This is a genomic window from Streptomyces sp. NPDC097619, assembly GCF_040302735.1.
In the GTDB taxonomy this organism is placed as follows: domain Bacteria; phylum Actinomycetota; class Actinomycetes; order Streptomycetales; family Streptomycetaceae; genus Streptomyces.
Genome location: NZ_JBEOSD010000047.1, coordinates 1 through 25,312, shown reverse-complemented (window position 1 = coordinate 25,312; position 25,312 = coordinate 1). Strand labels below are relative to the sequence as shown.

Below are 25,312 nucleotides of genomic sequence, written 5' to 3'. Positions count from 1 at the left end.
CGACCGGTCCTTTGGGGCCGAAGGTCGGTGCGACCATTCTGCGAGCCGTGAGAGACTGGTCTAGACAACCGTGAGACACCTGAAGGGCATCACCATGGCAGAGCGCCGCGTCAACGTCGGCTGGGCCGAGGGCCTGCACGCTCGTCCCGCCTCGATCTTCGTCCGTGCGACGACGGCCGCCGGGATCCCGGTGACCATCGCGAAGGCCAGCGGCGACCCGGTCAACGCCGGTTCGATGCTCGCGGTCCTGGGCCTGGGCGCCCAGGGTGGCGAGGAGATCGTGCTCGCCTCCGAGGCCGAGGGCGCGGAGGTCGCGCTGGACCGCCTGGCGAAGCTGGTCGCGGAGGGCCTGGAAGAGCTCCCCGAGACCGTCTGATCCGAAGGATCGGCCCCTGGTTCGCGGCGAGGCCGCGGCTCCCCCGTGGGAGCCGCGGCCTCGCCGTTTCACGTCCGGGCCCGGAACGGGGCGCGACCCCGGCCCACGGGAATTCCCGACGGAATTCCCGGGACCGGACGAACGGGCGCGGCCCGACCGACCGAAAAGGCCCGGAGCACGAAAAAGGCCCGGAGCACGGAAAAGAAAGCGCCGCGAAAGAATAGCGGGCGCGGTCGATCACCGACCTTCTGCCCGGCGATTCCCGCATGCCACCGGCGCCCTCATTTCTATCCCCGTCGTGTTAATGCCCGCCGCTCGGAATGTTGACGGGAGGTTGCGGATTCCTCACCGCGTCCGGGCGGCGGAGCCGGTGCGCGGCGGCGACCCGGTCCATGTGCAGGGAGGCCACGGTGCGGGCCCGGACGGCGTCGCCGCGGGCCACCGCGTCCACGATCGCGCCGTGTTCGGCCCAGGACTCCACGGGCCGGGAGGGGGCCCGCACCTCGTACATCCAGGCGATCTTGTGGCGGACCTGGGTCAGCATGGCCGTCAGGCCGGGGCTGCCGGCCGCCTGGGCCAGGGTCTCGTGGAACCAGGCCCCGAGGGACCGCAGATCCTCCCCGCGGCCCTGCCGGGCCCGCTCCTGCCCCAGGCGCACCAGCCCCCGCAGCACCTTCAGGTGGGCGTCGGTGCGCCGCTGGGCGGCCCGGGCGGCCCCCAGGGGCTCCAGGAGGGCGCGGACCTCCAGGAGGTCGGCGGCCTCGCGCTCGGTGGGCTCGGCCACGCAGGCACCCGCGTGCCGCCGCGTGGTGACGAAGCCCTCCGACTCCAGCGTGCGCAGGGCCTCGCGGACGGGGACCCGGGAGACCCCGTAGCGGCGGGCGAGCAGTTCCTCGGTCAGCCGGCTGCCCGGCGCGAAGACACCCGAGACGATGTCCTCGCGAATGGCCGTGCAGACCGCGTGCGCTGGAATACGCAAAGCCGGACCTCCGATGAATCCCCCATTGCGGCACCGTTCCCGCGACTCTATTGCAATATTGCGGATTTTTCGAAGGGCACCGGAAAAGGGCCGGTCAAGGCCGCCGGGTCGATTCGGTGGGCGGGGAGCCGCCGGGCGCGCGTTCCGGGCGCGGAGCGGGCGCGCACCGGCCCGTGCGCGGGCGGGGCTCCCCCGGGTACGCCGAAGGCCCCGGCTCGGTGAGCCGGGGCCTTCGGGAGGTCTTCGTGCGCGGGGACGGGTCAGATGGAGACGCCGTGGGCGCGCAGGTACGAGACGGGGTTGATGTCGGAGCCGTAGTCGGCGCCGGTGCGGGCCTCGAAGTGCAGGTGCGGGCCGCTGGAGTTGCCCGTCGAGCCCGACAGGCCGATCTGCTGGCCCGGGGTGACCTGCTGGCCGACCACGACGTTCAGCGAGAGCATGTGGCCGTACTGGGTGAAGCTGCCGTCGTGGTGCTTGATGACCACGTTGTTGCCGTAGGCGCCGCCCCAGCCGGCCTCGACCACGGTGCCCATGCCGACGGCGCGCACGGAGGTGCCCTCGTCGGCGTGCATGTCGATGCCGGTGTGGCTGCCGGAGGACCACATGCCGCCGCCCGCCTTGTACTGGGTGCTCACGTAGGAGCCCTCCAGCGGGGAGACGAACTGCAGCAGGCGCTTGCGCTCGGCCTCGCGCTCGGCGCGCTCCTTGGCCTCCCGCTCGGCCTTCGCCTTGGCCTCGGCCTTGGCGCGGGCCTCGGCGGCGCGCTGCTTGGCCTCGGCCTCGGCCTGGGCCTTGGCGGCGGCGATCTCGGCGGCCTGGGCCTGGGCGGTGGCCTGGGTCTCGATCTGGCTCGCGGTGTCCTCGGCGACGACGACCGCGTTCAGGCCGGTGTCCTCGAACTTCGAGGAGTCGGCCGCGTCGGCGGCGAAGGCGGGACCGGCCAGGGAGCCGACCACACCGGTGGCGGCGAGGGCGGTGACCCCGGCTATACCGGCGGTCTTGCGGCTCAGGCGGCTGGAACCACGGTGCTTGCCGGTGGGGCGACTGCCAAAGGCCATGAAAAGGCTGATCCTTTCCTTCCTTCTCGCCTACCGGGTTAGCTGACGGGTTCGGAGCAGGAAGGTCTCCTACGGATCGCCCCTCACGAGGCGGTCCGATTCACCCCAGGGACTGATGTGGGTCCCCGGCTCCCCAGGCTCGCGCCTGACGGGGACTCGGCGATCGTTGCCCGGTGCCGCGGGTGCGGCTGACACGCTGACGGACAACTGGGATGACGCTAGGCGGATCATCATCCGATCACCAAACAGGTGCGCGCTTTTGTGGCGTACACCACTTCACAGAAGGTCAGAGTCCTCACATAAACGGACATTGAAGACGGGGAGGGCCCCGGCGGACATTCCGCCGGGGCCCTCCCCGTTTCCCGGGCTCGCGCCCGGCTGCCGCCCCGTCAGTTGGCGACGACCGTGACCTCTCCGATGCCCAGCGCCCGCACCGGCTCCGCGATCTGCGCGGCGTCGCCGACGAGCACCGTGACCAGCCGGTCCACCGGGAAGGCGCTCACCACGGCCGAGGTGGCCTCCACCGTGCCGGTGGCGGCCAGGCGGGCGTACAGCTGCGCCTGGTAGTCGTCGGGCAGTTCCTGCTCGACCTGGTCGGCCAGGGTGCCCGCGACCGCCGCCGCCGTCTCGAACTTCAGCGGGGCCACGCCGACCAGGTTCTGCACGGCGACGTCCCGCTCGGCGTCGGTCAACCCGCCCTCGGCGAGGGTCCGCAGCACCTGCCACAGGTCCGCCAGGGCCGGGCCGGTGTTGGGGGTGTCCACCGAGCCGCTGATGGCCAGCATGGAGGCGCCGGTGCCCGCCGCGGTGGAGCGCATCACCTGGCCGAAGGCCCGCACCCCGTAGGTGTAGCCCTTCTCCTCGCGCAGCACCTTGTCCAGACGGGAGGTCAGGGTGCCGCCGAGGCAGTAGGTGCCGAGGACCTGCGCGGGCCACACGCGGTCGTGCCGGTCCGAACCGACCCGCCCGATGAGGAGCTGGGTCTGGACCGCGCCGGGGCGGTCCACGATGACCACCCGGCCGGTGTCGTCGGCCGTGACCGGCGGCACGGGGCGCGGCTCGGCGGTGCCGCCCGTCCAGGCGCCCAGGGTGTCGGCGAGGACCTCGTCGAGGTCGGTGCCGGAGAGGTCGCCGACCACGACCGCGGTGGCCGTCGCCGGGCGGACGTGGGCCTCGTAGAAGGCGCGGACCGCGGCCGCGTCGATCCGGGCGACCGTCTCCTCGGTGCCCAGCCGCGGCCGGGACATCCGCAGCGCGGCCGGGAACAGCTCCTTGGACAGCTGCTTGGCGGCCCGGCGCTGGGGGTTGGCCTGCTCGTGCGGGATCTCGTCGAGGCGGTTGCGGACCAGCCGGTCCACCTCGGCGTCGGCGAAGGCGGGGGCGCGCAGGGCCTCCGCGAGCAGCCCGACCGCCTTGTGCAGGCGCGAGACCGGCACCTCCAGGGAGACCCGCACGCCCGGGTGGTCGGCGTGCGCGTCGAGGGTGGCCCCGCACTTCTCCAGCTCCGCCGCGAACTCCTCCGCGGAGTGCTTGTCGGTGCCCTCGGACAGGGCGCGGGCCATGATGGCCGCCACGCCGTCCAGGCCCTCGGGCTCGGCGTCGAGCGGGGCGTCGAGGATCACCTCGACCGCCACGACCTGCTGGCCGGGGCGGTGGCAGCGCAGCACCGTCAGGCCGTTGGCCAGGGTGGCGCGCTCGGGGGCGGGGAAGGCCCAGGGCTTGGCCTCGCCGGCCGCGGGCTGCGGGTGGAAGGTCATCGTGGACCCGGTCGCGTCGCTCACTGGGCAGCCTTCTCGGTGTCGGTGTTCTCGGCTGACTCTCCGGCCGGTTCCTCGGCCTCCGCCTCCGGGGCGAGCGGCTCGTAGACCAGCACGGCGCGGTTGTCGGGGCGCAGTCGGGCCGCGGCCACGGCCTGCACCTCCTCGGCGGTGATGTCGAGGACGCGGTCGACGGCCGTCAGCGCCAACTGCGGGTCCCCGAAAAGGACGGCGAAGCGGCACAGCTCGTCGGCGCGGCCCGCGACGGTGCCGAGCCGGTCCAGCCATTCGCGCTCCAGCTGGGCCTGGGCCCGCTCCATCTCCTCGGCGGTGGGGCCCTCGGCAGCGAAGCGGGCCAGCTCCTCGTCCACGGCGGCCTCGATGCGCGGGACCTCCACACCTCCGGAGGTCTTGACGTCCAGCCAGCCCAGCGAGGGGGCGCCCGCCAGGCGCAGCAGCCCGAACCCGGCGGCCACGGCCGTCTGGTCGCGGCGGACCAGGCGGTTGTGCAGGCGGGAGGACTCGCCGCCGCCGAGGACCGTCAGCGCCAGGTCGGCGGCGTCGGCCTCGCGGGTGCCGTCGTGCGGCAGGCGGTAGGCGGCCATCAGGGCGCGGGCCGGCACCTCCTCGGTGATCTCCTCGCGGAGCTGCCCGCCCATGATCTCGGGCAGGCTGCCGTCCCGGGGCGGCAGTTTGCCGTCGTGCGAGGGGATGGAACCGAAGTACTTCTCGACCCACGCCAGGGTCTGCTCGGGGTCGATGTCGCCGACCACCGAGAGCACGGCGTTGTTCGGGGCGTAGTACGTGCGGAAGAAGGCCCGCGCGTCCTCCAGGGAGGCGGCGTCCAGATCCGCCATCGAGCCGATGGGCGTGTGGTGGTACGGGTGGCCCTCGGGGTAGGCCAGGGCGGTCAGCCGCTCGAAGGCCGTGCCGTAGGGCACGTTGTCGTAGCGCTGGCGGCGCTCGTTCTTGACCACGTCGCGCTGGTTCTCCATCGACTCCTCGTCGAGGGCCGACAGCAACGAGCCCATCCGGTCCGCCTCCAGCCAGAGCGCGAGCTCCAGCTGGTGGGCCGGCATGGTCTCGAAGTAGTTGGTCCGCTCGAAGCTGGTGGTGCCGTTGAGGGAACCGCCCGCCCCCTGGACCAGCTCGAAGTGGCCGTTCCCGGGTACGCTCGCCGAGCCCTGGAACATCAGGTGCTCGAAGAGGTGAGCCAGTCCCGTACGCCCCTTGACCTCGTGGCGCGAACCCACGTCGTACCAGAGGCACACCGCGGCGACCGGGGTCAGGTGGTCCTCGGAGAGCACCACGCGCAGGCCGTTGGCCAGGCGGTGCTCGGTAGCCGACAGGCCGCCCGAGGCGTCCTGAGCTGTGGCCGTGTGACCCATGGGCATGTCGTCCCTTCGATCGCGATACAGGGTTTTCCGTTCAGCCCTGCCACTGTATGCAAGCGCGCCGACACCCGGAGAAGTTCCCGGTGCCCCCGGGTCGGGGTCGGACTTGTCAGAGCGGCGGTCCACAATGGACCGCGTCACAGAGCCACACCGTAAGGAGCCGCAGCAGCGATGGCCCGCCGCAGCACGAAGACCCCGCCGCCGGAGGATTTCGAGGAGCGGATCCTCGACATCGACGTCGTCGACGAAATGCAGGGCTCCTTCCTCGAGTACGCGTACTCCGTGATCTACTCGCGGGCCCTGCCCGACGCGCGGGACGGCATGAAGCCGGTCCACCGACGCATCGTCTACCAGATGAACGAGATGGGCCTGCGCCCCGACCGCGGGTACGTCAAGTGCGCCCGCGTGGTCGGCGAGGTGATGGGCAAGCTGCACCCGCACGGTGACGCCTCCATCTACGACGCGCTGGTGCGCATGGCCCAGCCGTTCTCCATGCGGCTGCCGCTGGTGGACGGGCACGGCAACTTCGGTTCCCTCGGCAACGACGACCCGCCGGCCGCGATGCGGTACACCGAGTGCCGGATGGCCGACGCCACCTCGCTGATGACGGAGTCCATCGACGAGGACACCGTCGACTTCACCCCCAATTACGACGGCCAGGAGCGGGAGCCGGTGGCCCTGCCGGCCGCCTACCCGAACCTGCTCGTCAACGGCGCATCCGGCATCGCGGTGGGCATGGCCACCAACATGCCCCCGCACAACCTGGGCGAGGTCATCGCCGCGGCCCGGCACCTGATCCGGTACCCCGGGGCGGACCTGGAGGCGCTGATGCGCTTCGTGCCGGGTCCCGACCTGCCCACGGGCGGCCGGATCACCGGCCTCCAGGGCATCAAGGACGCCTACGAGACCGGTCGCGGCACCTTCCGGATCCGGGCCACGGTGACCGTCGAGAACGTGACCCCGCGCCGCAAGGGCCTGGTGGTGACCGAACTGCCCTTCACGGTCGGCCCCGAGAAGGTCATCGCGAAGATCAAGGACCTGGTCGGCTCCAAGAAGCTCCAGGGCATCGCCGACGTGAAGGACCTCACGGACCGCTCGCACGGTCTCCGGCTGGTCATCGAGGTCAAGAACGGTTTCCACCCGGAAGCGGTACTGGAGCAGCTGTACAAGCTGACGCCGATGGAGGAGTCCTTCGGCATCAACAACGTCGCCCTGGTCGACGGACAGCCCCTGACCCTGGGTCTGAAGGAGCTGCTGGAGGTCTACCTCGACCACCGCTTCGAGGTCGTGCGGCGCCGCAGCGAGTTCCGCCGCACCAAGCGTCGGGACCGGCTGCACCTGGTCGAGGGCCTGCTCGTGGCGCTCCTCGACATCGACGAGGTCATCCGGCTGATCCGCTCCAGCGAGAACTCCGCCCAGGCCAAGGAGCGGCTCATCGAGCACTTCTCCCTGAGCGAGGTCCAGACCCAGTACATCCTGGACACCCCGCTGCGCCGGCTCACCCGCTTCGACCGGCTGGAGCTGGAGTCCGAGCGGGACCGGCTGAACACAGAGATCGCGCAGCTGACGGAGATCCTGGAGTCGGACGCCGAGCTGCGCAAGCTGGTCTCCGGGGAACTGGCCGCGGTCGCGAAGAAGTTCGGAACCGAGCGCCGCACGGTGCTGCTGGAGTCGGCGGGCACCCCGGCGGCCGCGGTGCCGCTGGAGGTCGCGGACGACCCCTGCCGGGTGCTGCTGTCCTCCACGGGCCTGCTGGCCCGCACGGCGGGCGCCGGACCGCTGCCGGAGACCGCCGCGGGCGGCCGGGCCAAGCACGACGTGATCGTGTCCACGGTCGCGGCGACCGCGCGGGCCGAGGTCGGCGCGGTGACCTCGCAGGGCCGCCTGCTGCGGCTCTCGGTGATCGACCTGCCGCAGCTGCCGGGTACGGCCGCCGCGCCGAACCTCGCGGGCGGGGCCCCGGTGGGCGAGTTCCTGACCGGGCTGGAGGCCGACGAGTCGGTGGTGTGCCTGCTGTCCCTGGACGAGTCCTCGGTGGGCCTGGCCCTCGGCACCGAACAGGGCGTGGTCAAGCGGGTGGTGCCGGACTATCCGGCCAACAAGGAGGAGCTGGAGGTCATCACCCTCAAGGAGGGCGACCGGATCGTCGGCGCGGTGGAGTTGCGCACCGGCGAGGAGGACCTGGTCTTCATCACCGACGACGCCCAGCTGCTGCGGTACCCGGCGGGCCAGGTCCGGCCGCAGGGACGGCCCGCGGGCGGCATGGCGGGCATCAAGCTCACCCAGGGCGCCAAGGTGATCCACTTCTCGGCGGTGGACCCGGCCCGGGACGCGGTGGTCTTCACCGTGGCCGGTGCGCAGGGCACCCTGGACGGGTCGATGGCCACGGCCAAGTTGACCCCGTTCGACCAGTATCCGCGCAAGGGGCGGGCCACCGGCGGGGTGCGCTGCCAGCGCTTCCTCAAGGGCGAGGAGCTGTTGACGCTGGCCTGGGCGGGTGCCGCCCCGGCGGCGGCCGCCACGGCCAACGGCTCCCCGGCGCAGCTGCCGGAGCCGGATCCGCGCCGGGACGGCTCGGGCACGGCCCTGACGGCGGCGGTCGCCGCGCTGGCGGGCCCCGCCCTGTGATCCCCCGCCGTCCGGGCCGCCCTGCGCGGCCCGGACGGCACGGGCGTCGAGGAAGTGACCGGCGGGGGCTCCGGGGCGCGGTCCGGTGGGGTCCGTCCCGCCGGGTGCGGCGCATTGCGCCGGAAGCGGGTGAAACCGCGCCGCTTCCGCCATTAGGGTTTTCCCGTTGCCGCTGGTGGGGGGAGACGAGAGCCGATGAGCCGTCGGTCGAGCGGGTTGATCGGGACCTGGGCGGAGGCCCAGCGTCAGCGGGAGCGGGCCCGGCTGGTCGAACAGCGGGAGGCCGAGCGCCGACGCCGCGCCGAGGAGCGCGAGGCGGCCCGCGGCCGCCGCGAGCAGCAGGTCGCCTACCGCCGGTACCGCGAGGCGGAGGCGCAGCGGCGCACGGAGGAGTGGGAGGCGCGGGTCGCCGCCCTCCAGGGACTGCTGGCGGCCGGCTGTCGGGCCCCGGGCTTCCGCGCGGCGGCCCTGGGGCGGACCGCGCGGGTGGAACCCTTCGTGACGCCGGACGACCTGGCCGTGCCGGTGCCCATGCCGCGACTGGACCAGTTCCCGGTGCGGACGGCCTGGGGGCAGGGCGGCAACCGGCGGGTCGCCGAGCAGGAGGCGCACGCCCGGTACACGCAGGCGTGGCAGGCCGCCCAGGCGGCCGAGCAGGAGCGGCGGCGCCGACTGGCCGAGCACCGCGAGCGGTACGACCGGCGGGCGGCCGAGCAGTCGGCCGAGGTGGCCCGGCACAACGACGGTCTGGAGGAGTTGGCCGCGGCCCTGCGGGCCGGGGACCCGGAGGCCGTGGTCGAGTACTTCTCCGCCGCCCTGTACGCGTCCTCGGTCTGGCCCCAGGAGTGGCCGCGCGAGCCGTCGGCGGTCTTCGACCCGGTGTCCCGGCAGCTGGTGGTGGACTGGGAGTTGCCGGGCTGGGAGGAAGTGCCCGCCGTCCGGTCGGTGCGCTACCTGCCGAGCACCGACCAGGACAAGGAGACCCCCCGGCCCGTCACCCAGCGCCGGGGCCTGTACCGGGAGCTGATCGCCCAGTGCCTGCTGTTGGTGCTGCGCGAGCTGTTCGCCGCGGACGAGTCCGGGGTGGTGGACTCGGTGGCGGTCAACGGCTTCGTGGACGAGCACGATCCGGTGACGGGCCGGCCCGGCCGGATCGTCCTGGCCTCGGTGCGGGTGGCGCGGAGCGCCTTCGCCCGGCTGCACCTGGAGCAGGTCAGCCCGGTGGACTGCCTGGTGGAGGGGTTGGGGGGACGGCTGTCGGCCCGGCCGGACCTGCGGACGGCGGTGCGGCCGGAGCAGGGTCCCGTGCACTCCGGTGGGGCGGCGGCCGCGGCCGTCCCGGTGCCGGTGGACGGCGGGGCGGAGGGCCCCGATCTGCTGGCGATGGACCCGATCGCCTTCGAGCACCTGGTGGCGGAGCTGTTCCGGGCCATGGGCATGGAGGCGGTGACCACGCAGCGGTCGAACGACGGCGGGGTGGACGTGGAGGCGGTGGACCCGGCTCCGATCCGGGGCGGGCGGATCGTGGTGCAGGTCAAGCGGTACCGCAACACCGTGCCGCCGACCGCGGTGCGGGACCTGTACGGCACGGTGCAGGACGCCGGGGCGAACAAGGGCGTGCTGGTGACGACCTCCGGTTTCGGTCCCGGCTCGCGGGCCTTCGCCGAGGGCAAGCCGCTGGAGCTGGTCTCCGGGCCCGAGCTGGTCGACCTGCTCCACCGGCACGGGTTGCGCGGCCGGCTCGGTGACGGCACCGTGCCCGCGCCGCGCCGATCCGGCGGGGCCGCGCCCGCACCCGCTACCACCGGGCCCGCCGCCGAGTACAACGTGCTGGGGATGTCCTGGGCCGGTTCGGTGGCCCTGGACGTGTGCGCGCTTGTGTGCACGGGCGGGCGGGTGCTGAGCGAGGAGCACTTCGTGTTCTTCAACAATCCGCGGACCCCGGACGGTTCGGTGCGGACCCGCCCCCATCCGGCACCCGACCGGGCCGCGTTGGAAGTGGCCTTCGAGGCGCTGCCGGCGGCCGCGGACCGGCTGGTGCTGGTGGCGGCCGTGGACGAGGAGGCCGGTCCGCGGTCGGACCTCGCTGGATTCACCCGGGCGAGGATCCGGCTGCGCGACGGGGCCGGGGCCGAGCTGGGCGAGCTGGAGGTCTCGGACGGCCGGCCCGGGGAGACGGCCCTGGTCCTGGGCTCCTTCCGACGCCGCCCGAACGGCGACTGGGACTTCGTCATCGGGGGCCGCGGCTACCGCGGCGGCCTGGCCGAACTGCTGCGGGACTTCGGGGTGGACGTGGAGTGACCCTCGCGGGTCCGCCGCGTGCTCAGTCCTCTTCCGGCTCCCCGTACGGGTCCGGATGCCCGTCCGGATCCTGACCGGGGTCCCGGTCGGGGTCCTGGTACGGGTCCTCGTCCCCCTCGGGCGCCGGCCCGTCCGGGGCACGGGGGACGTAGCGCAGCACGCCCCACATGGCGGCCGGTTCGGTGCCGGCCGGGTCCGGGTTCCGGCAGGCGCCGAGCGCGGCGGAGAGGGCGGGCCCGTCGATCCCGGTCCCGATGAGCACGAGGCGGGTCCGGCGCGGCTCCCCGCGCTCCCACGGCTGCGGGGCGAAGGCGAGGTAGCGGCCCACGGCGTGGATCTCGTACCGCTCGCGGTGGCCGGGGACGCCGAAGTGGACCCAGCCCTTGATCCGGTAGAGGCCGGGTGGGCGGGCGTCCAGGAAGGCGATCAGGGCGCGCGGGTCCAGGGGTTCCTCGGATTCGAAGGCGACCGTCTCGTACCCGCCGTGCAGGTGGTCGGGGTGGTGCGGGTGGTCGGTGTGCCCGCAGCCCGCCGGGCAGGGGCCGGTCGGTCCACCGGCCGGCTCCCCGTCGTGCGCGGCCCCGCCGGCCGCGTCGGCGTCCTCGGCCTCCGCCAGCAGGTCCTCGAAGGAGAGCTGGCCCCGGGCCTCGGTGCGGGGGCGTCGGTCGAAGAGGAGCTCCGGGGCGAGGCGGCCGTTCGCGGTGCGGGCCACCGGGATGCCCGGGGCCAGCTCGGCGAGCCGGCCCTCGATGCGGTCGGCCTCCCCCTCCCCCACCCGGTCGGTCTTGTTGAGGACGATCAGGTCGGCGAGGGCGAGGTGCCGGTCGGTGGCGGGGTGCCGGGCGCGGGTGGCCTCGAACTCGGCCGCGTCGACCACCTGGAGCAGCCCGCCGTAGCGGACGGCCGGATTCTCGTTGGCGACGAGCATCCGGATCATCTCCTGGGGCTCGGCCAGGCCGCTCGCCTCGATGACGATCACGTCGATGCGGTGCTCGGGCCGGGACAGCTTCTCCAGGTAGGCGTCGAGCTCGCTGCCGTCGACGGCGCAGCACAGACAGCCGTTGCCGAGGGAGACCATGGCGTCCCCGACCTGTCCCGCCACCTTCATCGCGTCGATCTCGATGGACCCGAAATCGTTGACCACCACGCCGATCCGGGTGCCCCCGGCGTTGCGCAACAGGTGGTTGAGGAGGGTGGTCTTGCCGGATCCGAGGAATCCGGACAGGACGACGACGGGGAGGGGCTGCCTGCTGGTCACGCCGTCCGATCGTAGTCGCGCGCCCGCCTTCCCGGCGCCGGGGGCGACCGTCGGGGCGCGCGGGAGACCGGCGGGCGCGGGCCCGGGGGTGCCCCGGGCCCGCCGCCGCCGGCGCGCCCGTCCCCGGGGCGGCCGGGACGACGGGTCCCGGGGCGGCGGTCCGGCCGCGGGTTCAGGTCCGCAGCCAGACCGCCGTGTCCTGCGGCAGCAGGCCGTCCCCGGCCAGGGGACCGCTGCTGAGCAGGAGTCGGGTGTGGGCCGGCGGCGGAACGGGCCGCCAGCCCAGGTTGACGGCGCAGACCAGGCCGTCGGGGCGCCGGAAGGCGAGGACTCCGGCGGGGGCGGGCAGCCATGCCGCGCCCCCGCCGCCGAAGGCCCCGGAAGCCCGGCGCAGCCGCAGGGCCTCGCGGTAGAGGCTGAGCACGGAGCCGGGGTCGAGGGCCTGCCGGTCGGCGGCGTACCGGTCCCAGCCCGCGGGCTGCGGGAGCCACGGGTCGCGCCAGGGCTCGGCGCTCCACGGGAGCGGCACCCGGCAGCCGTCCCGGCCCGGGGCGCGGCCGCCGGAGCGGAGGTGTGCCGGGTCCCGGATCCGGTCGCGCGGGACCTCGGCCTCCGGAAGGCCCAGCTCCTCGCCCTGGTAGAGGTGCACGGAGCCGGGGAGGGCGAGGGTGAGGAGGGCGGCGGCGCGGGCCCGGCGGGTGCCGCGGGAGAGGTCGGTGGGGGTGCCGAAGGTCTCGGTGGCGGGGTCGAAGGCGGTGTCGGCCCGGCCGTAGCGGGTGACGGTGCGGGTGACCTCGTGGGTGGCCAGCACCCAGGTGGCGGGGGCGTCGATCGGGGCGTGTGCGGCGAGGGCGTCGTCGATGGCGCTCCGCAGCCGGTCCGCTTCCCAGGGGCAGGAGAGGAAGGCGAGGGCGGTGGGGTCCGGCGCGCCGGCCACGAGGGTGCGCAGGCCCGCGTCCCGGGCCTCGACGATGAGCTTCTCGACCTCGGCGAGGGTGCCGAGGGCGGGGTCGACGGTGCGCGGGTCGGGGGTGCGGAGCTCGTCGGTGCGGGGGCCGGCGGGGTCGTCGTCGGGGAAGGGCGAGGCGTACGCGGGGGTGAGGCAGAGCGCGTCCACGCCGAGGTCGACCAGGTAGGGCAGTCGGGCGCGGACCCCCGCGAGGTCTCCGGTGCCGTCCCCGTCACCGTCGGCGAAGCTGCGGACGTACACCTGGTAGACGGCGGCCGAGCGCCACCGGTCGGAAGCGGGCACGGCGGTCCTTTCGTCAGGCGTCATGGGGCGTCATGGGAGGTCAGGGGAGGTGATGGGCGGGCGCACGACCGGCGCGGGCGGCGCGTGTCGCCCGCGCCGGTCGTGTGGGCACGGGGCCCTACGGGAGCTGGTTGATGCGGAAGGTGCTGGTGGTGTTGCGGACGTCCTGGGCGTTGTCGGCGAAGCGGAGGTTGTGGAAGGTCACCTCACCGACCGCCGGGCCCTGTCCCGCCTCGGGCATCTCGTTGGCCCAGAGCCCGAAGCCGGACTTGGCCTCGAAGGCGTCGCCGCTCTTGCGGGCCCCGGTGATGGTGATGTCCCGGAGCACGGTGTCCTTGATCGGGTTCACCGGCTGACCGCCGATGTACTGGGTCTGGAACATGATCCCGCTGTAGGTGGGATCGACGATGTCCACGTTGTTGATGCGGATGCCCTGGAAGACCTTCGAGGCGGAGAAGAGCCAGATGCCGGGGAAGGTCTGGTTCCCCCAGAAGTGGCCGCCGGCCCGGACGATCGAGATGTTCTCGAAGGTGGTCGGGTCGGTGCCGAAGCCGTTCATGGGGTAGCCGAAGTCCAACGAGCTGATGGTGATGCCCGAGTAGACCAGGGTGTCGGCGATGTGGATGTTGCGGAAGGTGTTGTTGTAGCCGCCGTAGACGGCCACGCCCGCGGCCCGCCAGGTCAGCAGGCTGGTCAGGTTCTCGTAGACGTTGTCCTTCATGTCGGCCCCGCCCGCGTCGATCGCGGAGAACAGCGCGAAGCTGTCGTCGCCGGTGGCCCGCGCCTCGTTGTTGGTCACGAGGTTGCCTGTGCTGCCGTTGGTCATGTTGATGCCGTCGGCGAACATGTTCCGGATCCGGGAGTTCTTGATCGTGATCCGGTCGGTGTTGGCGCCCCAGTAGAGGCACACCATGTGCTCGTTCCAGATGTTGTCGATGACGATGTCGGAGACGTTCGAGAAGTCGAAGACCTTGCCGGGGCCGTCGATCCGGGAGGTGTAGTTGCCGAAGTAGGCGAAGCCGGAGAAGGCGGAGCCCTTCGCGGTGCCCTCGGCCCGGAAGCCCACGTCGGTGTTGTCCTGCGAGGCGGGGGCGTGGAAGCGGGTGAACCACGGTCCGGCGCCGGCCACCTGCACGGCCTTGCCGTACACCTGGAACTTGCTCGCGGTCTCGTAGTCGCCCGGCGGCAGGTAGACGCCGGTCAGCTTGCCGGTGGTGTCCATCCGCACCTTGTCCAGGGCGTTCTGCACGTCCTGGTGGGTGAACCCGGCGGGCACGGTGTACGCCGCGGGGTCCGGGTTGGGCAGCGCCGCCACCTGCTCCAGGCTGACGAAGTCGATGGCGTACCGCGAGGTGTTGGCGGTGTCCTTCTGGAGCCGGATCCGGCTGCCCGCGGGGACGGTCTCGCCGAGCATCAGGTTCGCCTCGTCGTAGATGTGCCGGGGCGCCCCGGAGCCCGGGGAGTTGCCGGGTGCGGCCTCGGCCCCGTACAGCCAGGCGTACTTGGAGGTGAGCGGCAGGGTCTTCTTGAAGGTGCCGTTCACGTAGACGTTGAGGGTGGCGTCGATGCCGCCGCCGCCCGGGGCGTCCGGGATGGAGAAGCGGGTCACCAGGGTGTTGGTGGCGGCCCGGGTGGTGAACTCGACGTACTCGCCGGTGGCGTCGAGGCTGACGGCCTTGCGGCCGGAGGCCTCGCCCGCGATGTCACCGATGGTGCGGTTGGGGCCGGCGACGTCGGCGCCCCCGCCCAGGGTGCCGTCCTCGGCCTCGTAGGTGTCGAAGGGCAGGTTGGCCCCGCGGCCGACGAACAGCGGCTTGACGGAGGTGTTGTTGCCGCGCTTGACGGGGAGTTCCGCGGAGTCGTCGGCGAGGACGGTGCGGACCGTGTAGCGGCCGTTGGCGGCGGTCCAGTTGCCCAGGACCACCGGCTGGGTGGAGGCACCCGGGGCCAGCGAGCCGGTCCAGGTCCCGGTGAGGGTGCGGACGGCCGTGCCGGAGGCGTCCTGGAGGGTCAGGGTGATCCCGTGGGAGCCGGCGCCGGTGGCCACCGTGCCCTGGTTCCGCACGGTCACCGCGAACGCGGTGCTCTGGCCCGCCGAGGGCGAGCCCGGGGTCCAGGTGACCGCGGAGGCGATCAGGTCGGAGCTGTCCACGGGACGGACCACCAGCGGGGAGCCGGTGAAGGTGTTGTTGGTCTCGTTCTGCTCGATGACGGCGTTCGCCTCGTCGACGACCGCGCTCAGCGGGTAGCTGCCCGCGTCCCGTGGTCCGACCTGCGCCGTGACGGTGGCGGAGGCACCGGCGGCCAGGGCGCCGACGGCGGCAGTGGCCACCTTGGTGCCGCCGAGCCGGAAGGCAACCGAGGTGGCCGGGGCGGCCACCGGACCGGAGTTGCGGACCGTCGCCGACAGGGTGACCGTGTCGGTCTCCACCGGCGCGGCCGGGGAGGCGCCGAGCGCGGTGACCTCGAAGTCCGGGTTGGGCGCCGGAACGCCGAACACCTGGAACTCGGCCACCTGACCACCGGAGGAGCCGGTGTTGGAGGTGAACCGCAGCTGCACGTCGGCGACGCGGGCGGTCAGCGGGATGGTGACCGCGTTGCCCCCGGCGGCCGGGTCGAAGACGTAGTCCTTGGCCGCGATCAGCGAGGTGAAGCCGGTGGCGTCCTGCGCCCGGCCCAGCACCTGGACGTTCTGGGTCCGCTTCCCCCAGGACGCGTCCGGGTTGAGCCGCAGCACCACCCGGCTGACGTCGGCGTTGGCCCCGAGCCCCACGGTCAGGGTGGCCGGGTAGGCGCCGCCGCCGCTCTCCCAGTAGGTGGCGGTGCTGTTGTCCACGGCGTTCTCGGCCGCGTAGGTGTGGATCACCGAGGAGGCGCTGATCGGCCGTCCGACCGCCAGGTTCGATCCGCCCGTGCCGCTGCCGTTACGGGTGACGGAGTTGCTGTCCACCGAGCGGTTCCCGGCGGCGTCGCGGGCCCGCACGAAGTAGGTGACGGTCGCGCTCGCCGGCTGGGTGTCGGTGTAGGTGGTGGTCGTGCCGGACACGGTGGCGCGCAGCACGTTGTCGGCGAAGACCTCGTAGCCGGTCACGCCCACGTTGTCCGAGGACGCCTGCCAGGCGAGCCGGATCTGGCCGGCGGCGGGCTCGGTCAGGCCGAGCGCTCCGGGCGCGGTGGGGGCCTGGGTGTCCCCGGTGTCGCCGGTGCGGGTGACGCGGTTGCTGTCGGGCGACTGGTTCCCGGCGGCGTCGCGGGCCCGCACGAAGTAGGTGACGGTCGCGTTCTGCGGCTGGGTGTCGGTGAAGGTGGTGACGTCACCGGCGACGCTGGTGCGCAGGACGTTGTCGGCGTACACGTCGTAGCCGGTGACGTCCACGTTGTCGGTGGCGGCCTGCCAGGCCAGCCGGATCTGTCCGGTGGCGGGCTCGGTGTACACCAGACCGGAGGGGGCCGAGGGGGCCGTGGTGTCACCGGTGGCGGGCCCGTACACCTCCAGCTCGGAGAACTGGGCCCCGGGCTGGACGGAGTTGGCCGAGACGGTCACCCGGACGTAGCGGGTGGTGGTGGCGTCGAAGGTGACGGAGGCCTGGTGGCCGGTGGTGCTCCCGAACTCGTACGCCCGCGAGGCGGAGAGGTCGGTGAAGTCGGTGCCGTTGGTGCTGCCCTGCACCTTCAGGGTCTGGCTGCGGGCGCCCCAGGTCTCCGGGAGCTTCAGGACCACCCGGTCCACCCGTACGGAAGCCCCGAGGTCGGCCTGGAGCCACTGGGGCAGGGCGTTGTTGACGCTCTCCCAGTAGGTGGCGCGGTTGCCGTCGTTGGCCTGGGCGGGCACGTAGTTCTGGGTGTGGCTGCTCGCCGTGAGCGTACGGCCCAGCGCCAGGTTCTCCGAGGTGCCGCCGGGGGCCCTGACTTCCAGCTCGGACAGCTGGGCGGCCGGCCAGCCGGTGTTGGCGGTGATCACCACGCGGACGTAGCGGGTCTGCGCGGCGGGGAAGCTCAGCGTGACGGTGTTGCCGTTGCCCGGTCCGAAGGAGCGGGCGGCGGGGGTCACCAGGGTGCTGAAGCTGGTGCCGTCGGCGCTGCCCTGTACGGACAGGGTCTGGCTGCGGGTCTCCCAGCCCGTGGGCAGCTTCAGGACCACCTCGTCGACGCGGGTGCTCGTCCCGAGGTCGGTCTGCACCCACTGCGGGAAGGTGCTGCCCGCGCTCTCCCAGTAGGTGGCGGGATCGCCGTCGGTCACGTTTCCGGCCACGTACGGGCCGTTGGCGCTGCTCGCGGCGGCCGGCCTGCCGGCCGCGAGGCTCGGGCCGCCGGCCGCGGCGCTCGTGGTCACCGGGCCGCCGATCCACAGCAGCGCGGTGCCGAGCAGCGCGGCCAGGGCCCTGAGGCTCCAGCTGTGCCTTCTCATAGGTCTCGTCCCTCGACATGAGTTTATGACTTGCAGGACAAAGGCTTTTGCATGGTTCGGTGAGAGAATTACAGCGCTCTGCTGACACGTCTACCCCTGTGACGTCACTCGCTCCTTCCACATCCCGTCCGGCTGACCTGCCGGTGACCGCAAAACCGGCTCCTTGCAGCCACACTGTCGGATTCCGCAAATGCGCCGCAAAAAACGCAAGCCGTTTGCGTTGGTGTGCGGGATTTCGGAAAGCAGCCGGGCCGCCTTACCGTTCCTTCTCATGAGCTCCGCACCCGGACGAGACCGCGCACCGGGCCGTCCGGGCGGCGGCGCCCCCTCCCGGCCCCCCGGACCCGGCCGCCGCATCGGCCTGCCCCGCCGGATGGTCTCCCAACTGCTGCTGGTGCACCTGGCCATCGCCACCGGCGTGACCGTCCTCGCCGCCGGCCTGTTCCTGACCCCGCTGGCCGAACAGCTCGACGACCAGGCCATGCGCCGGGCCCTGGCCATCGCCCAGAGCACCGCCGCGGATCCCGGGCTCGCCGCCGACCTGCTCGCCGCCCCCGCCGACCCGAACGGCCCCGTCCAGACCGCCGCCGAAAGGATCCGCACCGCCACCGGCGCCGAGTACGTGGTGGTCATGGACACCGCCGGGATCCGCCGCTCCCACCCCAGCCCGGAACGGATCGGACTCCCCGTCTCCACCGACCCCACCGACGTCCTCGCCGGACAGGAGGTCATGGAAATCGACGAGGGCACCCTCGGACGCTCCGCCCGCGGCAAGGTGCCCCTGTACGACGACCGGGGCCGCCGGGTCGGCGCCGTCTCCGTGGGCATCTCCTACGACAGCGTCCGCGACCGCCTGCTCGGCGCCGTCCCCGACATCCTCGCCTCCGCCGGCGCCGCCCTGGCCGCGGGCGCCCTCGCCGCCTGGCTGGTCTCCCGCCGCATCCGCACCCGCACCCGGGACCTGGCCTTCTCCGACATCGCCGCCCTGCTCGCCGAACGCGAGGCCATGCTGCACTCGCTGCGCGAGGGCTTCGTGGCCCTGGACCCCGAGGGCCGGATCCGACTGGTCAACGACGAGGCGCAGCGACTGCTCGGCCTCGGCCCGGAGGCCACCGGCCGCTCCCTGGACGAGGTCCTCGGCGAGGGCCGCACCACCGACGTGCTCACCGGGCGGGTCACCGGCACCGACCTGCTCGCCGTCCGGGGCTCCCGGGTGCTCGTCGCCAACCGCGTGCCCACCGACGACGGCGGAGCCGTGGCCACCCTGCGCGACCGCACCGAACTGGAACGCCTCGGTCGCGAACTGGACTCCACCCGCGGCCTGATCGAGGCCCTGCGGGCCCAGGACCACGAGCACGCAAACCGCCTGCACACCCTGCTGGGCCTGCTGGAACTCGGCCTCCACGAGGAGGCCGCCGCCTACGTCACCGAGGTCGCCGGAGTGCACCGCGCCACCGCCGAACAGGTCACCGAACGGGTCCACGACCCCCTGCTGGCGGCCCTCCTGGTGGGCAAGGCCACCGTGGCCGCCGAACGCGGGGTCACCCTCGCCCTCACCCCCGACACCCTGCTCCCGGACCGCCTCGTCGACCCCGGCGGCCTGGTCACCATCACCGGCAACCTCGTCGACAACGCCCTCGACGCCGCGGCCGGGTCCCCCGGGGCCCGGGTCGAGGTGGAGCTGCGCGCCGAGGGCGGCACGGCCGTGCTGCGCGTCCGCGACAGCGGACCCGGCGTGCCCCCTGACCGGCGCGAGGAGATCTTCACCGAGGGCTGGTCCACCAAACGGCCCCCGGCCCACGGCCGCCGCGGCCTGGGCCTCGCCCTGGTGCGCCGGCTCGCGGAACGACAGGGCGGCAGCGTCCGCGCCGGAGGGGCCTCGGGCGGCGGGGCCGAGTTCTCCGTGGAACTCCCGGAGGCCCTGCGGTGATCGACGTCCTGGTCGTCGACGACGACCCGCGGGTCGCCTTGATCAACGCCGCCTACGTGGCCAAGGTCCCCGGCTTCCGCGCGGTGGCCCGGGTGCACTCGGCGGCCGAGGCCCTGGCCTTCCTGGACGCCCGTCCGGTGGACCTGCTCCTGCTGGACCACTACCTGCCCGACGAGAACGGCCTCGACCTGGTCCGGCGGCTGCGCCAGCTCGGCCGGCACACCGACGTGATCATGGTGACGGCCGCCCGGGACCTGGCCACCGTCCAGTCCGCCATGCGCCTGGGCGCGCTCCAGTACCTGGTCAAACCCTTCGCCTTCGCGGGGCTGCGCGCCAAACTGGAGGCGTACGCGGCCTTGCGCGCCACGCTCGCCGTGGGCGGCGAGGCCGAACAGGCCGAGGTGGACCGGATCTTCGGGGCCCTGGCCTCCGCCACCACCCCCGTGGAACTGCCCAAGGGCCACTCCCCCGGCACCGCCGACCTGGTCCGCGGGGTGCTGCGGAGCACGCCCGGCACCCTCTCCGCCCAGGAGATCGCCGACCGGGCCGGTGTCAGCCGGCAGACCGCCCAGCGCTACCTGAAGCTCCTGGAGCGCGGCGGCCGGGTCCGCCTCAGCCTGCGGTACGGGGAGACCGGCCGCCCCGAGCACCGCTACGCCTGGGTGCCCTCCGAACCCGGCCCCGGCCCCGGCCCCGGCCCCGGCTGACGGTACGCCCGCCCCGGGGACCGGGCCGGCCGCTCAGACCGCCCCCGCCCCGGTGAGGGAGCGCACCTCGGTCTCGGCGTGCCGGGCCTCGTCGGGGGTCTCCCCCGAGAGGACGGTGCCGATCCACCCGGCCAGGAAGCCCAGCGGGATCGAGACGATGCCCGGGTTCTGCAGCGGGAAGACCTGGAAGTCCACCCCGGGGAAGAGCGCCTCGGGGCTCCCCGACACCACCGGCGAGAGCAGCACCAGCAGCACGGCCGGCACCAGCCCCCCGTACACCGACCAGACGGCGCCCCGGGTCGTGAACCCGCGCCAGAACAGCGAGTACAGCAGCACGGGCAGGTTCGCCGAGGCGGACACCGCGAAGGCCAGGCCCACCAGGAAGGCCACGTTGAGGTCCTGCGCCAGCAGCCCCAGCCCGATCGCCACCACCCCGATGCCCACGGCGGCCACCCGGGCCACCGTCACCTCGCTGCGCTGCCGGGCGTGCTTGCGCTTGAGCGAGGCGTAGAGGTCGTGGGCCACGGAGGCCGAGGAGGCCAGGGTGATCCCGGCGACCACCGCGAGGATGGTCGCGAAGGCGATGGCGGCGACCACCGCGAACAGCACCGTCCCGCCGGTGGTCCCGCTGCCGCCGCCGAGCAGCAGCGCCAGCAGCGGTACGGCGGTGTTCCCGGCGGCGTTGGAGGCGCGCACCTCCTCCGGCCCGATCAGGGCGGCGGCGCCGAAGCCGAGCACGATGGTCATCAGGTAGAAGCCGCCGATGAGGCCGATCGCCCAGACCACCGAACGGCGGGCGGCCCGGGCCGTGGGCACCGTGAAGAAGCGGGACAGGATGTGCGGCAGCCCGGCGGTGCCCAGCACCAGCGCCAGGCCGAGGCTGAGGAAGTCGATCCGGGCCGTCCAGCTGCCGCCGTACTTCAGCCCGGGTCCGAGGAACCGGCTGCCGTGCCCGCTGCGCTCCGCGGCGGTGCTCAGCATCGCCCCGAAGTCCCCGTGGAAGCGGGCCAGCACCAGCACGGTCAGGGTGACCGCCCCGCCCATCAGCAGGACCGCCTTGACGATCTGGATCCAGGTGGTGGCCCGCATCCCCCCGAAGGACACGTAGATCACCATGAGCGCGCCCACGCCGATCACCGTGGCGGTCCGGGCCGCCGGACTGCTGCCGCCGAGCAGCAGGGCCACCAGGCTGCCCGCCCCCACCATCTGCGCCACCAGGTACAGCACCGAGACCACCACGGAGGAGCTGCCCGCCGCGATTCGCACCGGGCGCTCGCTCATCCGGGCGGCGACCACGTCGGCCAGGGTGAACCGGCCCACGTTGCGGACCAGCTCGGCGACCAGGAAGAGGACCACCAGCCAGGCCACCAGGAAGCCGACCGAGTACAGCAGCCCGTCATAGCCGAAGAGCGCGATCAGCCCGGAGATGCCGAGGAAGGAGGCGGCGGACATGTAGTCCCCCGCGATGGCGAAACCGTTCTCCATGGGGGAGAACAGCCGGCCCCCCGCGTAGAACTCCTCCGCCGACCCGTGCCGGTTCCGGCTCACCCAGGTGGTGATGCCCAGGGTCACCGCCACGAAGGTGCTGAACAGCAACAGGGCCAGGGTCTGGTGCCCGGTGGACAGGGACCCGGCGGCGAGCACGGGCCCGGTCACCGACCCGCCCCCCGGCCCCGGTCCTGGTCCCGGGCCTGCTCGAAGACGCTCCAGCGGAGGTCGAGGGCGACCCGGTCGCGCCGCAGCCGGGCGTGCCGGGCGTAGGCCCAGGTGAGCACGAAGGTGCTGAGGAACTGGCCGAGACCGGCGAGCAGGGCCACATTGACCGGACCGAACACGGGCCGGGCCATCACCCCGGGCGCCGCCACCGCGGTCCCCACGTAGGCCAGGTACCAGCCCAGGAAGCCGAGGGTGGCCGGCAGCACGAAGCGCCGGTAGCGTCCGCGGACCTCCTGGAAGGCCGCGCTGCGCTGCACCTCCAGGTAGACCGCGGCGGTGCCCCGGGCGGCCGGACGGCCGGGCTCGGGGCCGCCCGCCGTCGCGGCGGCCTCCGCGGACTCTTCGGGCAGGCCCGGCCCGCCGCCGGGGGCCGCGCCCCCGTCCCAGCCGGAGGCGGGGGCGTCGTCCCAGGGATCGTCCAGCCTGATCGTTCCGCCATCACGGCTTGCGTGCGTGTCCACCGCGTCCTCCTTGACCGCAGCCGCGTCGGCGGCGTGCCCACAAGGATGTGCGGAACGGCGGGGGTCCGGACTGGTGTCCCGGCGGGCTTCACTCCATCAGGTGATGGAGCGAAGCCCGCCCTTGTGCCAAGGGGGACCGGCTCAGGCGTCGATGCGCGAGCGGTCGAGCGTGGCGGCGGAACCGGTGATGAACTCCTTGCGGGGAGCGACCTCGTTGCCCATGAGCAGGTCGAAGACCTGCTCGGCGGCGTCCAGGTCCCCGATGTTGATCCGCCGCAGCGTGCGGAAGCGCGGGTCCATCGTGGTCTCCGCGAGCTGGTCGGCGTCCATCTCGCCCAGACCCTTGTAGCGCTGGATGGAGTCCTTGTAGCGGACGCCCTTGCGCTGGTACTCCAGCAGCGTCTGCCGCAGCTCGTTGTCCGAGTACGTGTACACGTACTTGTCCTGGCCCCGCTTCGGCTGCACCAGCTCGATCCGGTGCAGCGGCGGCACGGCCGCGAAGACCCGGCCCGCCTCCACCATCGGTCGCATGTACCGCTGGAACAGGGTGAGCAGCAGGCAGCGGATGTGCGCGCCGTCCACATCGGCGTCGACGAGCAGGACGATCTTGCCGTAGCGGGCCGCGTCGATGTCGAAGGTGCGCCCCGAGCCGGCCCCTATGACCTGGATGATCGCCCCGCACTCGGCGTTCTTCAGCATGTCCGAGACCGAGGACTTCTGGACGTTGAGGATCTTGCCCCGGATCGGCAGCAGCGCCTGGAACTCGGAGTTCCGCGCCAGCTTCGCGGTGCCCAGCGCCGAGTCACCCTCGACGATGAACAGCTCGCTGCGCTCCACGTCGTCGCTGCGGCAGTCGGCCAGCTTCGCGGGCAGCGAGGAGGACTCCAGCGCCGTCTTCCGCCGCTGGGCCTCCTTGTGCTGCCGGGCCGCGATGCGGGTCCGGGCGGCCGCGACGATCTTCTCCATCACGGCGCGGGCCTGCTGCTTGTCGTCCCGCTTGGTGGAGGTCAGGAAGGCCTTCAGCTCGCGGGCGACGACGTTGGACACGATCCGGGCGGCCGCCGAGGTCCCGAGGACCTCCTTGGTCTGCCCCTCGAACTGGGGCTCCGCCAGCCGGACGGTGACCACGGCGGTCATGCCCTCCATGGCGTCGTCCTTGACCACGTCGTCCTCGGCCACCCGCAGCAGCTTCGCGGACCGCAGGACCTCGTTGACGGTCTTGGCCACCGACCGCTCGAAGCCCGACACGTGGGTGCCGCCCTTCGGGGTGGCGATGATGTTCACGAAGGACTTGACCTGGGTCTCGTACCCGGTGCCCCAGCGCAGCGCGATGTCCACGCCGAGGTCGCGGGTGACCTCGGTGGGGGTCATGTGGCCGCGCTCGTCCAGGACCGGCACGGTCTCCTTGAAGGTCCCGTTGCCGGTCAGCCGCAGCACGTCGCAGACGGGCTTGTCCTGGGTGAGGTACTCGCAGAACTCGCTGATCCCGCCGTCGTAGCGGAAGGTCTCCTCGGTCTTGCCCGCGCCGTCGATCGCCCGCTCGTCCCGCACCACCAGGGTCAGGCCGGGGACGAGGAAGGCGGTCTGGCGGGCCCGCTGGTAGAGGGTCTCCAGCGAGAGCCGGGCGTCCTTGAGGAAGATCTGCCGGTCGGCCCAGTAGCGGATGCGCGTGCCGGTGCGGCCCTTGGCCACCCGCTTGCCCTTGCGCACGCCGCTGCCCGGGTCGAAGGGCGCGTCGGGCCCCTGCTCGGTGAAGATGCCGGGCACGCCGCGGCGGAAGCTGATGCTGTGCGTGGTGCCGCGGTCCACCTCGACGTCGAGCCGGGCCGAAAGGGCGTTCACCACGGAGGCGCCGACGCCGTGCAGGCCGCCGGAGGCGGCGTAGGAGCCACCGCCGAACTTGCCGCCGGCGTGCAGCTTGGTCATGACGACCTCGACGCCGGACAGGCCCGTCTTGGGCTCGACGTCCACGGGGATGCCGCGGCCGTTGTCCCGGACCTCGACCGAGTTGTCCTCGTGGAGGATCACCTCGATGTGGTCACAGAAACCGCCCAGGGCCTCGTCCACGGAATTGTCGATGATTTCCCAGAGGCAGTGCATCAGACCACGGCTGTCCGTGGACCCGATGTACATGCCCGGGCGCTTGCGGACCGCCTCCAGCCCTTCGAGGACGAGGAGGTGCCGCGCGGTGTAGTTGGAGCCGTCCCGGTCTGCTCCGGTCAGCAGCGCGCTGGAAGGCACGGACGTGTCGGCGGTCACGCAGTTCGCTCCTCGCTGAATTTCTCTTCCGGCCCGGTGGGGCCGCGGGGTGGCACGGTCGCCGGTCAGAGGGTACCGAGCCCAGGTAGAGCCGGTGCAACGCCACCCTCACCGGCTGTTCAGCCTAGTGCAGAACCGTACTCACGTTCGATCCCCCGAGCGGGTGAAGCAAACATCACGTTCCCTTCCGCGCATGAACCATTTAGTGTTCGGGCACGTCCTCATGAACAACCGGCAACCCCGCCGGGAGGTCCTGAGGACTGCGAGCGACCACCACAACAACGCGAAACCGTAAAGCGACGCAATACGGCTCCTTCGCCGCCAACCGGCAGCAGCCGGCCAGCTCGGAAGGAAGAAGTTTCGAGAATATGCCGCGAGCGGGAACGTTTTCGGCCTGGTTGGATGTTGACCCTGGTACGACAGCTCGTCGAGCTAGAGAAGAGGCGACGTGACTACTGTTCTGACCCCCGCGACCCCGCTGACGGCCGCTGACCGATGCGACCGTTGCGGCGCCCAGGCCTATCTGCGCGTCGTTCTCCTGAGCGGTGGTGAACTGCTGTTCTGCGCCCACCACGGGCGTAAGTTCGAGCCGGAACTCAAGAAGATCGCCGCGGAAATACAGGATGAGACCGAGCGGCTCACCGCCGTGCCGGCCGGCGCCGAGACCGACGAGCGCTGACGGGCCTCCATCCCGACGAGCCAGGACCGGTCCCGGACCGGTCGACGGGGGGGGGCCCCCCCGCCACAAAGGGGTGGGCCCCGCCCGGCGTTGGGGGCCCGCCCGCGGGGCCCCGCGGGGGGGGGGGGGGCGGCGCCCCCCACGCCCCG

At 73.0% G+C, this 25,312-nt stretch carries 16 protein-coding genes and 1 riboswitch; of the genes, 6 read left to right on the top strand and 10 right to left on the bottom strand.

What is annotated here, in order from left to right:
- Window positions 1–94 precede the first annotated feature (94 nt).
- On the top strand, window positions 95–376 hold the full coding sequence (locus tag ABTZ17_RS15680) for an HPr family phosphocarrier protein (protein ID WP_352196152.1): 282 nt from the start codon (window positions 95–97) through the stop codon (window positions 374–376).
- A 301-nt stretch (window positions 377–677) separates the two neighbouring features.
- Here ABTZ17_RS15680 and ABTZ17_RS15675 read toward each other — a convergent pair whose 3' ends face one another.
- The 4 genes from ABTZ17_RS15675 to ABTZ17_RS15660 all read right to left on the bottom strand — a co-directional run bounded on the left by ABTZ17_RS15675 (window position 678) and on the right by ABTZ17_RS15660 (window position 5,564).
- Window positions 678–1,355 (bottom strand): GntR family transcriptional regulator, encoded by a 678-nt coding sequence (locus ABTZ17_RS15675; RefSeq protein WP_352196151.1) that lies wholly within the window; start codon window positions 1,353–1,355, stop codon window positions 678–680.
- Window positions 1,356–1,615: 260 nt separating this feature from the next.
- Window positions 1,616–2,413: a M23 family metallopeptidase gene (locus tag ABTZ17_RS15670; RefSeq protein ID WP_352196150.1), complete on the bottom strand. Its 798-nt coding sequence runs from the start codon at window positions 2,411–2,413 to the stop codon at window positions 1,616–1,618.
- A 13-nt stretch (window positions 2,414–2,426) separates the two neighbouring features.
- Window positions 2,427–2,585, bottom strand: a riboswitch (cyclic di-AMP (ydaO/yuaA leader).
- A gap of 217 nt (window positions 2,586–2,802) precedes the next feature.
- Window positions 2,803–4,170: a M16 family metallopeptidase gene (locus ABTZ17_RS15665; protein ID WP_352196177.1), complete on the bottom strand. Its 1,368-nt coding sequence runs from the start codon at window positions 4,168–4,170 to the stop codon at window positions 2,803–2,805.
- Window positions 4,171–4,190: 20 nt separating this feature from the next.
- On the bottom strand, window positions 4,191–5,564 hold the full coding sequence (locus tag ABTZ17_RS15660; RefSeq protein WP_352196149.1) for a M16 family metallopeptidase: 1,374 nt from the start codon (window positions 5,562–5,564) through the stop codon (window positions 4,191–4,193).
- Window positions 5,565–5,735: 171 nt separating this feature from the next.
- Between ABTZ17_RS15660 and ABTZ17_RS15655 the strand changes: the two genes are divergently transcribed.
- The gene (locus ABTZ17_RS15655; RefSeq protein WP_352196148.1) at window positions 5,736–8,192 is read left to right on the top strand and encodes a DNA gyrase/topoisomerase IV subunit A; all 2,457 of its coding nucleotides are present in this window, start codon (window positions 5,736–5,738) and stop codon (window positions 8,190–8,192) included.
- 195 nt (window positions 8,193–8,387) lie between these two features.
- Window positions 8,388–10,493, top strand: coding sequence for a restriction endonuclease (locus ABTZ17_RS15650; protein ID WP_352196147.1), 2,106 nt, complete (start codon window positions 8,388–8,390; stop codon window positions 10,491–10,493).
- A gap of 22 nt (window positions 10,494–10,515) precedes the next feature.
- Here ABTZ17_RS15650 and ABTZ17_RS15645 read toward each other — a convergent pair whose 3' ends face one another.
- The 3 genes from ABTZ17_RS15645 to ABTZ17_RS15635 all read right to left on the bottom strand — a co-directional run bounded on the left by ABTZ17_RS15645 (window position 10,516) and on the right by ABTZ17_RS15635 (window position 17,411).
- Window positions 10,516–11,751, bottom strand: a complete 1,236-nt coding sequence (locus tag ABTZ17_RS15645; RefSeq protein WP_352196146.1) for a CobW family GTP-binding protein — start codon at window positions 11,749–11,751, stop codon at window positions 10,516–10,518.
- A 172-nt stretch (window positions 11,752–11,923) separates the two neighbouring features.
- A complete protein-coding gene (locus ABTZ17_RS15640) occupies window positions 11,924–13,027 on the bottom strand; it encodes an alpha-amylase family glycosyl hydrolase (protein ID WP_352196145.1) in 1,104 nt (367 codons plus the stop codon).
- A 94-nt stretch (window positions 13,028–13,121) separates the two neighbouring features.
- Window positions 13,122–17,411, bottom strand: a complete 4,290-nt coding sequence (locus ABTZ17_RS15635; RefSeq protein WP_352196144.1) for a discoidin domain-containing protein — start codon at window positions 17,409–17,411, stop codon at window positions 13,122–13,124.
- A 373-nt stretch (window positions 17,412–17,784) separates the two neighbouring features.
- Here ABTZ17_RS15635 and ABTZ17_RS15630 point away from each other — a divergent pair, with 373 nt between their 5' ends.
- Together ABTZ17_RS15630 and ABTZ17_RS15625 are read left to right on the top strand one after the other, a co-directional pair.
- Window positions 17,785–19,341: an ATP-binding protein gene (locus ABTZ17_RS15630; protein ID WP_352196176.1), complete on the top strand. Its 1,557-nt coding sequence runs from the start codon at window positions 17,785–17,787 to the stop codon at window positions 19,339–19,341.
- Window positions 19,338–20,048, top strand: coding sequence for a response regulator (locus tag ABTZ17_RS15625; RefSeq protein ID WP_352196143.1), 711 nt, complete (start codon window positions 19,338–19,340; stop codon window positions 20,046–20,048). Before ABTZ17_RS15630 ends, ABTZ17_RS15625 begins: the two co-directional genes overlap by 4 nt.
- Before the next feature lie 33 nt (window positions 20,049–20,081).
- Here the strand turns inward: ABTZ17_RS15625 and ABTZ17_RS15620 are convergent, their stop codons facing one another.
- The 3 genes from ABTZ17_RS15620 to ABTZ17_RS15610 all read right to left on the bottom strand — a co-directional run bounded on the left by ABTZ17_RS15620 (window position 20,082) and on the right by ABTZ17_RS15610 (window position 24,484).
- Window positions 20,082–21,674: a monocarboxylic acid transporter gene (locus ABTZ17_RS15620; protein WP_352196175.1), complete on the bottom strand. Its 1,593-nt coding sequence runs from the start codon at window positions 21,672–21,674 to the stop codon at window positions 20,082–20,084.
- Window positions 21,675–21,700: 26 nt separating this feature from the next.
- Complete coding sequence (locus ABTZ17_RS15615) at window positions 21,701–22,225, bottom strand: DUF485 domain-containing protein (RefSeq protein ID WP_352196142.1); 525 nt, start codon at window positions 22,223–22,225, stop codon at window positions 21,701–21,703.
- Window positions 22,226–22,366: 141 nt separating this feature from the next.
- Window positions 22,367–24,484, bottom strand: a complete 2,118-nt coding sequence (locus ABTZ17_RS15610; protein ID WP_352196141.1) for a DNA gyrase/topoisomerase IV subunit B — start codon at window positions 24,482–24,484, stop codon at window positions 22,367–22,369.
- Between the two features lie 448 nt (window positions 24,485–24,932).
- On the opposite strand from ABTZ17_RS15610, the gene ABTZ17_RS15605 reads away from it, so the two are divergent.
- Window positions 24,933–25,163, top strand: coding sequence for a DUF7455 domain-containing protein (locus tag ABTZ17_RS15605; protein WP_352196140.1), 231 nt, complete (start codon window positions 24,933–24,935; stop codon window positions 25,161–25,163).
- Window positions 25,164–25,312: the final 149 nt, after the last annotated feature.

Bases quoted from the DNA above. Each gene is read 5' to 3' on its own strand.
- ABTZ17_RS15680 (WP_352196152.1), top strand. From the start codon at position 95: ATGGCAGAGCGCCGCGTCAACGTCGGCTGGGCCGAGGGCCTGCACGCT.
- ABTZ17_RS15670 (WP_352196150.1), bottom strand. From the start codon at position 2,413: ATGGCCTTTGGCAGTCGCCCCACCGGCAAGCACCGTGGTTCCAGCCGC.
- ABTZ17_RS15665 (WP_352196177.1), bottom strand. From the start codon at position 4,170: ATGACCTTCCACCCGCAGCCCGCGGCCGGCGAGGCCAAGCCCTGGGCC.
- ABTZ17_RS15660 (WP_352196149.1), bottom strand. From the start codon at position 5,564: ATGCCCATGGGTCACACGGCCACAGCTCAGGACGCCTCGGGCGGCCTG.
- ABTZ17_RS15655 (WP_352196148.1), top strand. From the start codon at position 5,736: ATGGCCCGCCGCAGCACGAAGACCCCGCCGCCGGAGGATTTCGAGGAG.
- ABTZ17_RS15650 (WP_352196147.1), top strand. From the start codon at position 8,388: ATGAGCCGTCGGTCGAGCGGGTTGATCGGGACCTGGGCGGAGGCCCAG.
- ABTZ17_RS15640 (WP_352196145.1), bottom strand. From the start codon at position 13,027: ATGACGCCTGACGAAAGGACCGCCGTGCCCGCTTCCGACCGGTGGCGC.
- ABTZ17_RS15635 (WP_352196144.1), bottom strand. From the start codon at position 17,411: ATGAGAAGGCACAGCTGGAGCCTCAGGGCCCTGGCCGCGCTGCTCGGC.
- ABTZ17_RS15630 (WP_352196176.1), top strand. From the start codon at position 17,785: ATGGTCTCCCAACTGCTGCTGGTGCACCTGGCCATCGCCACCGGCGTG.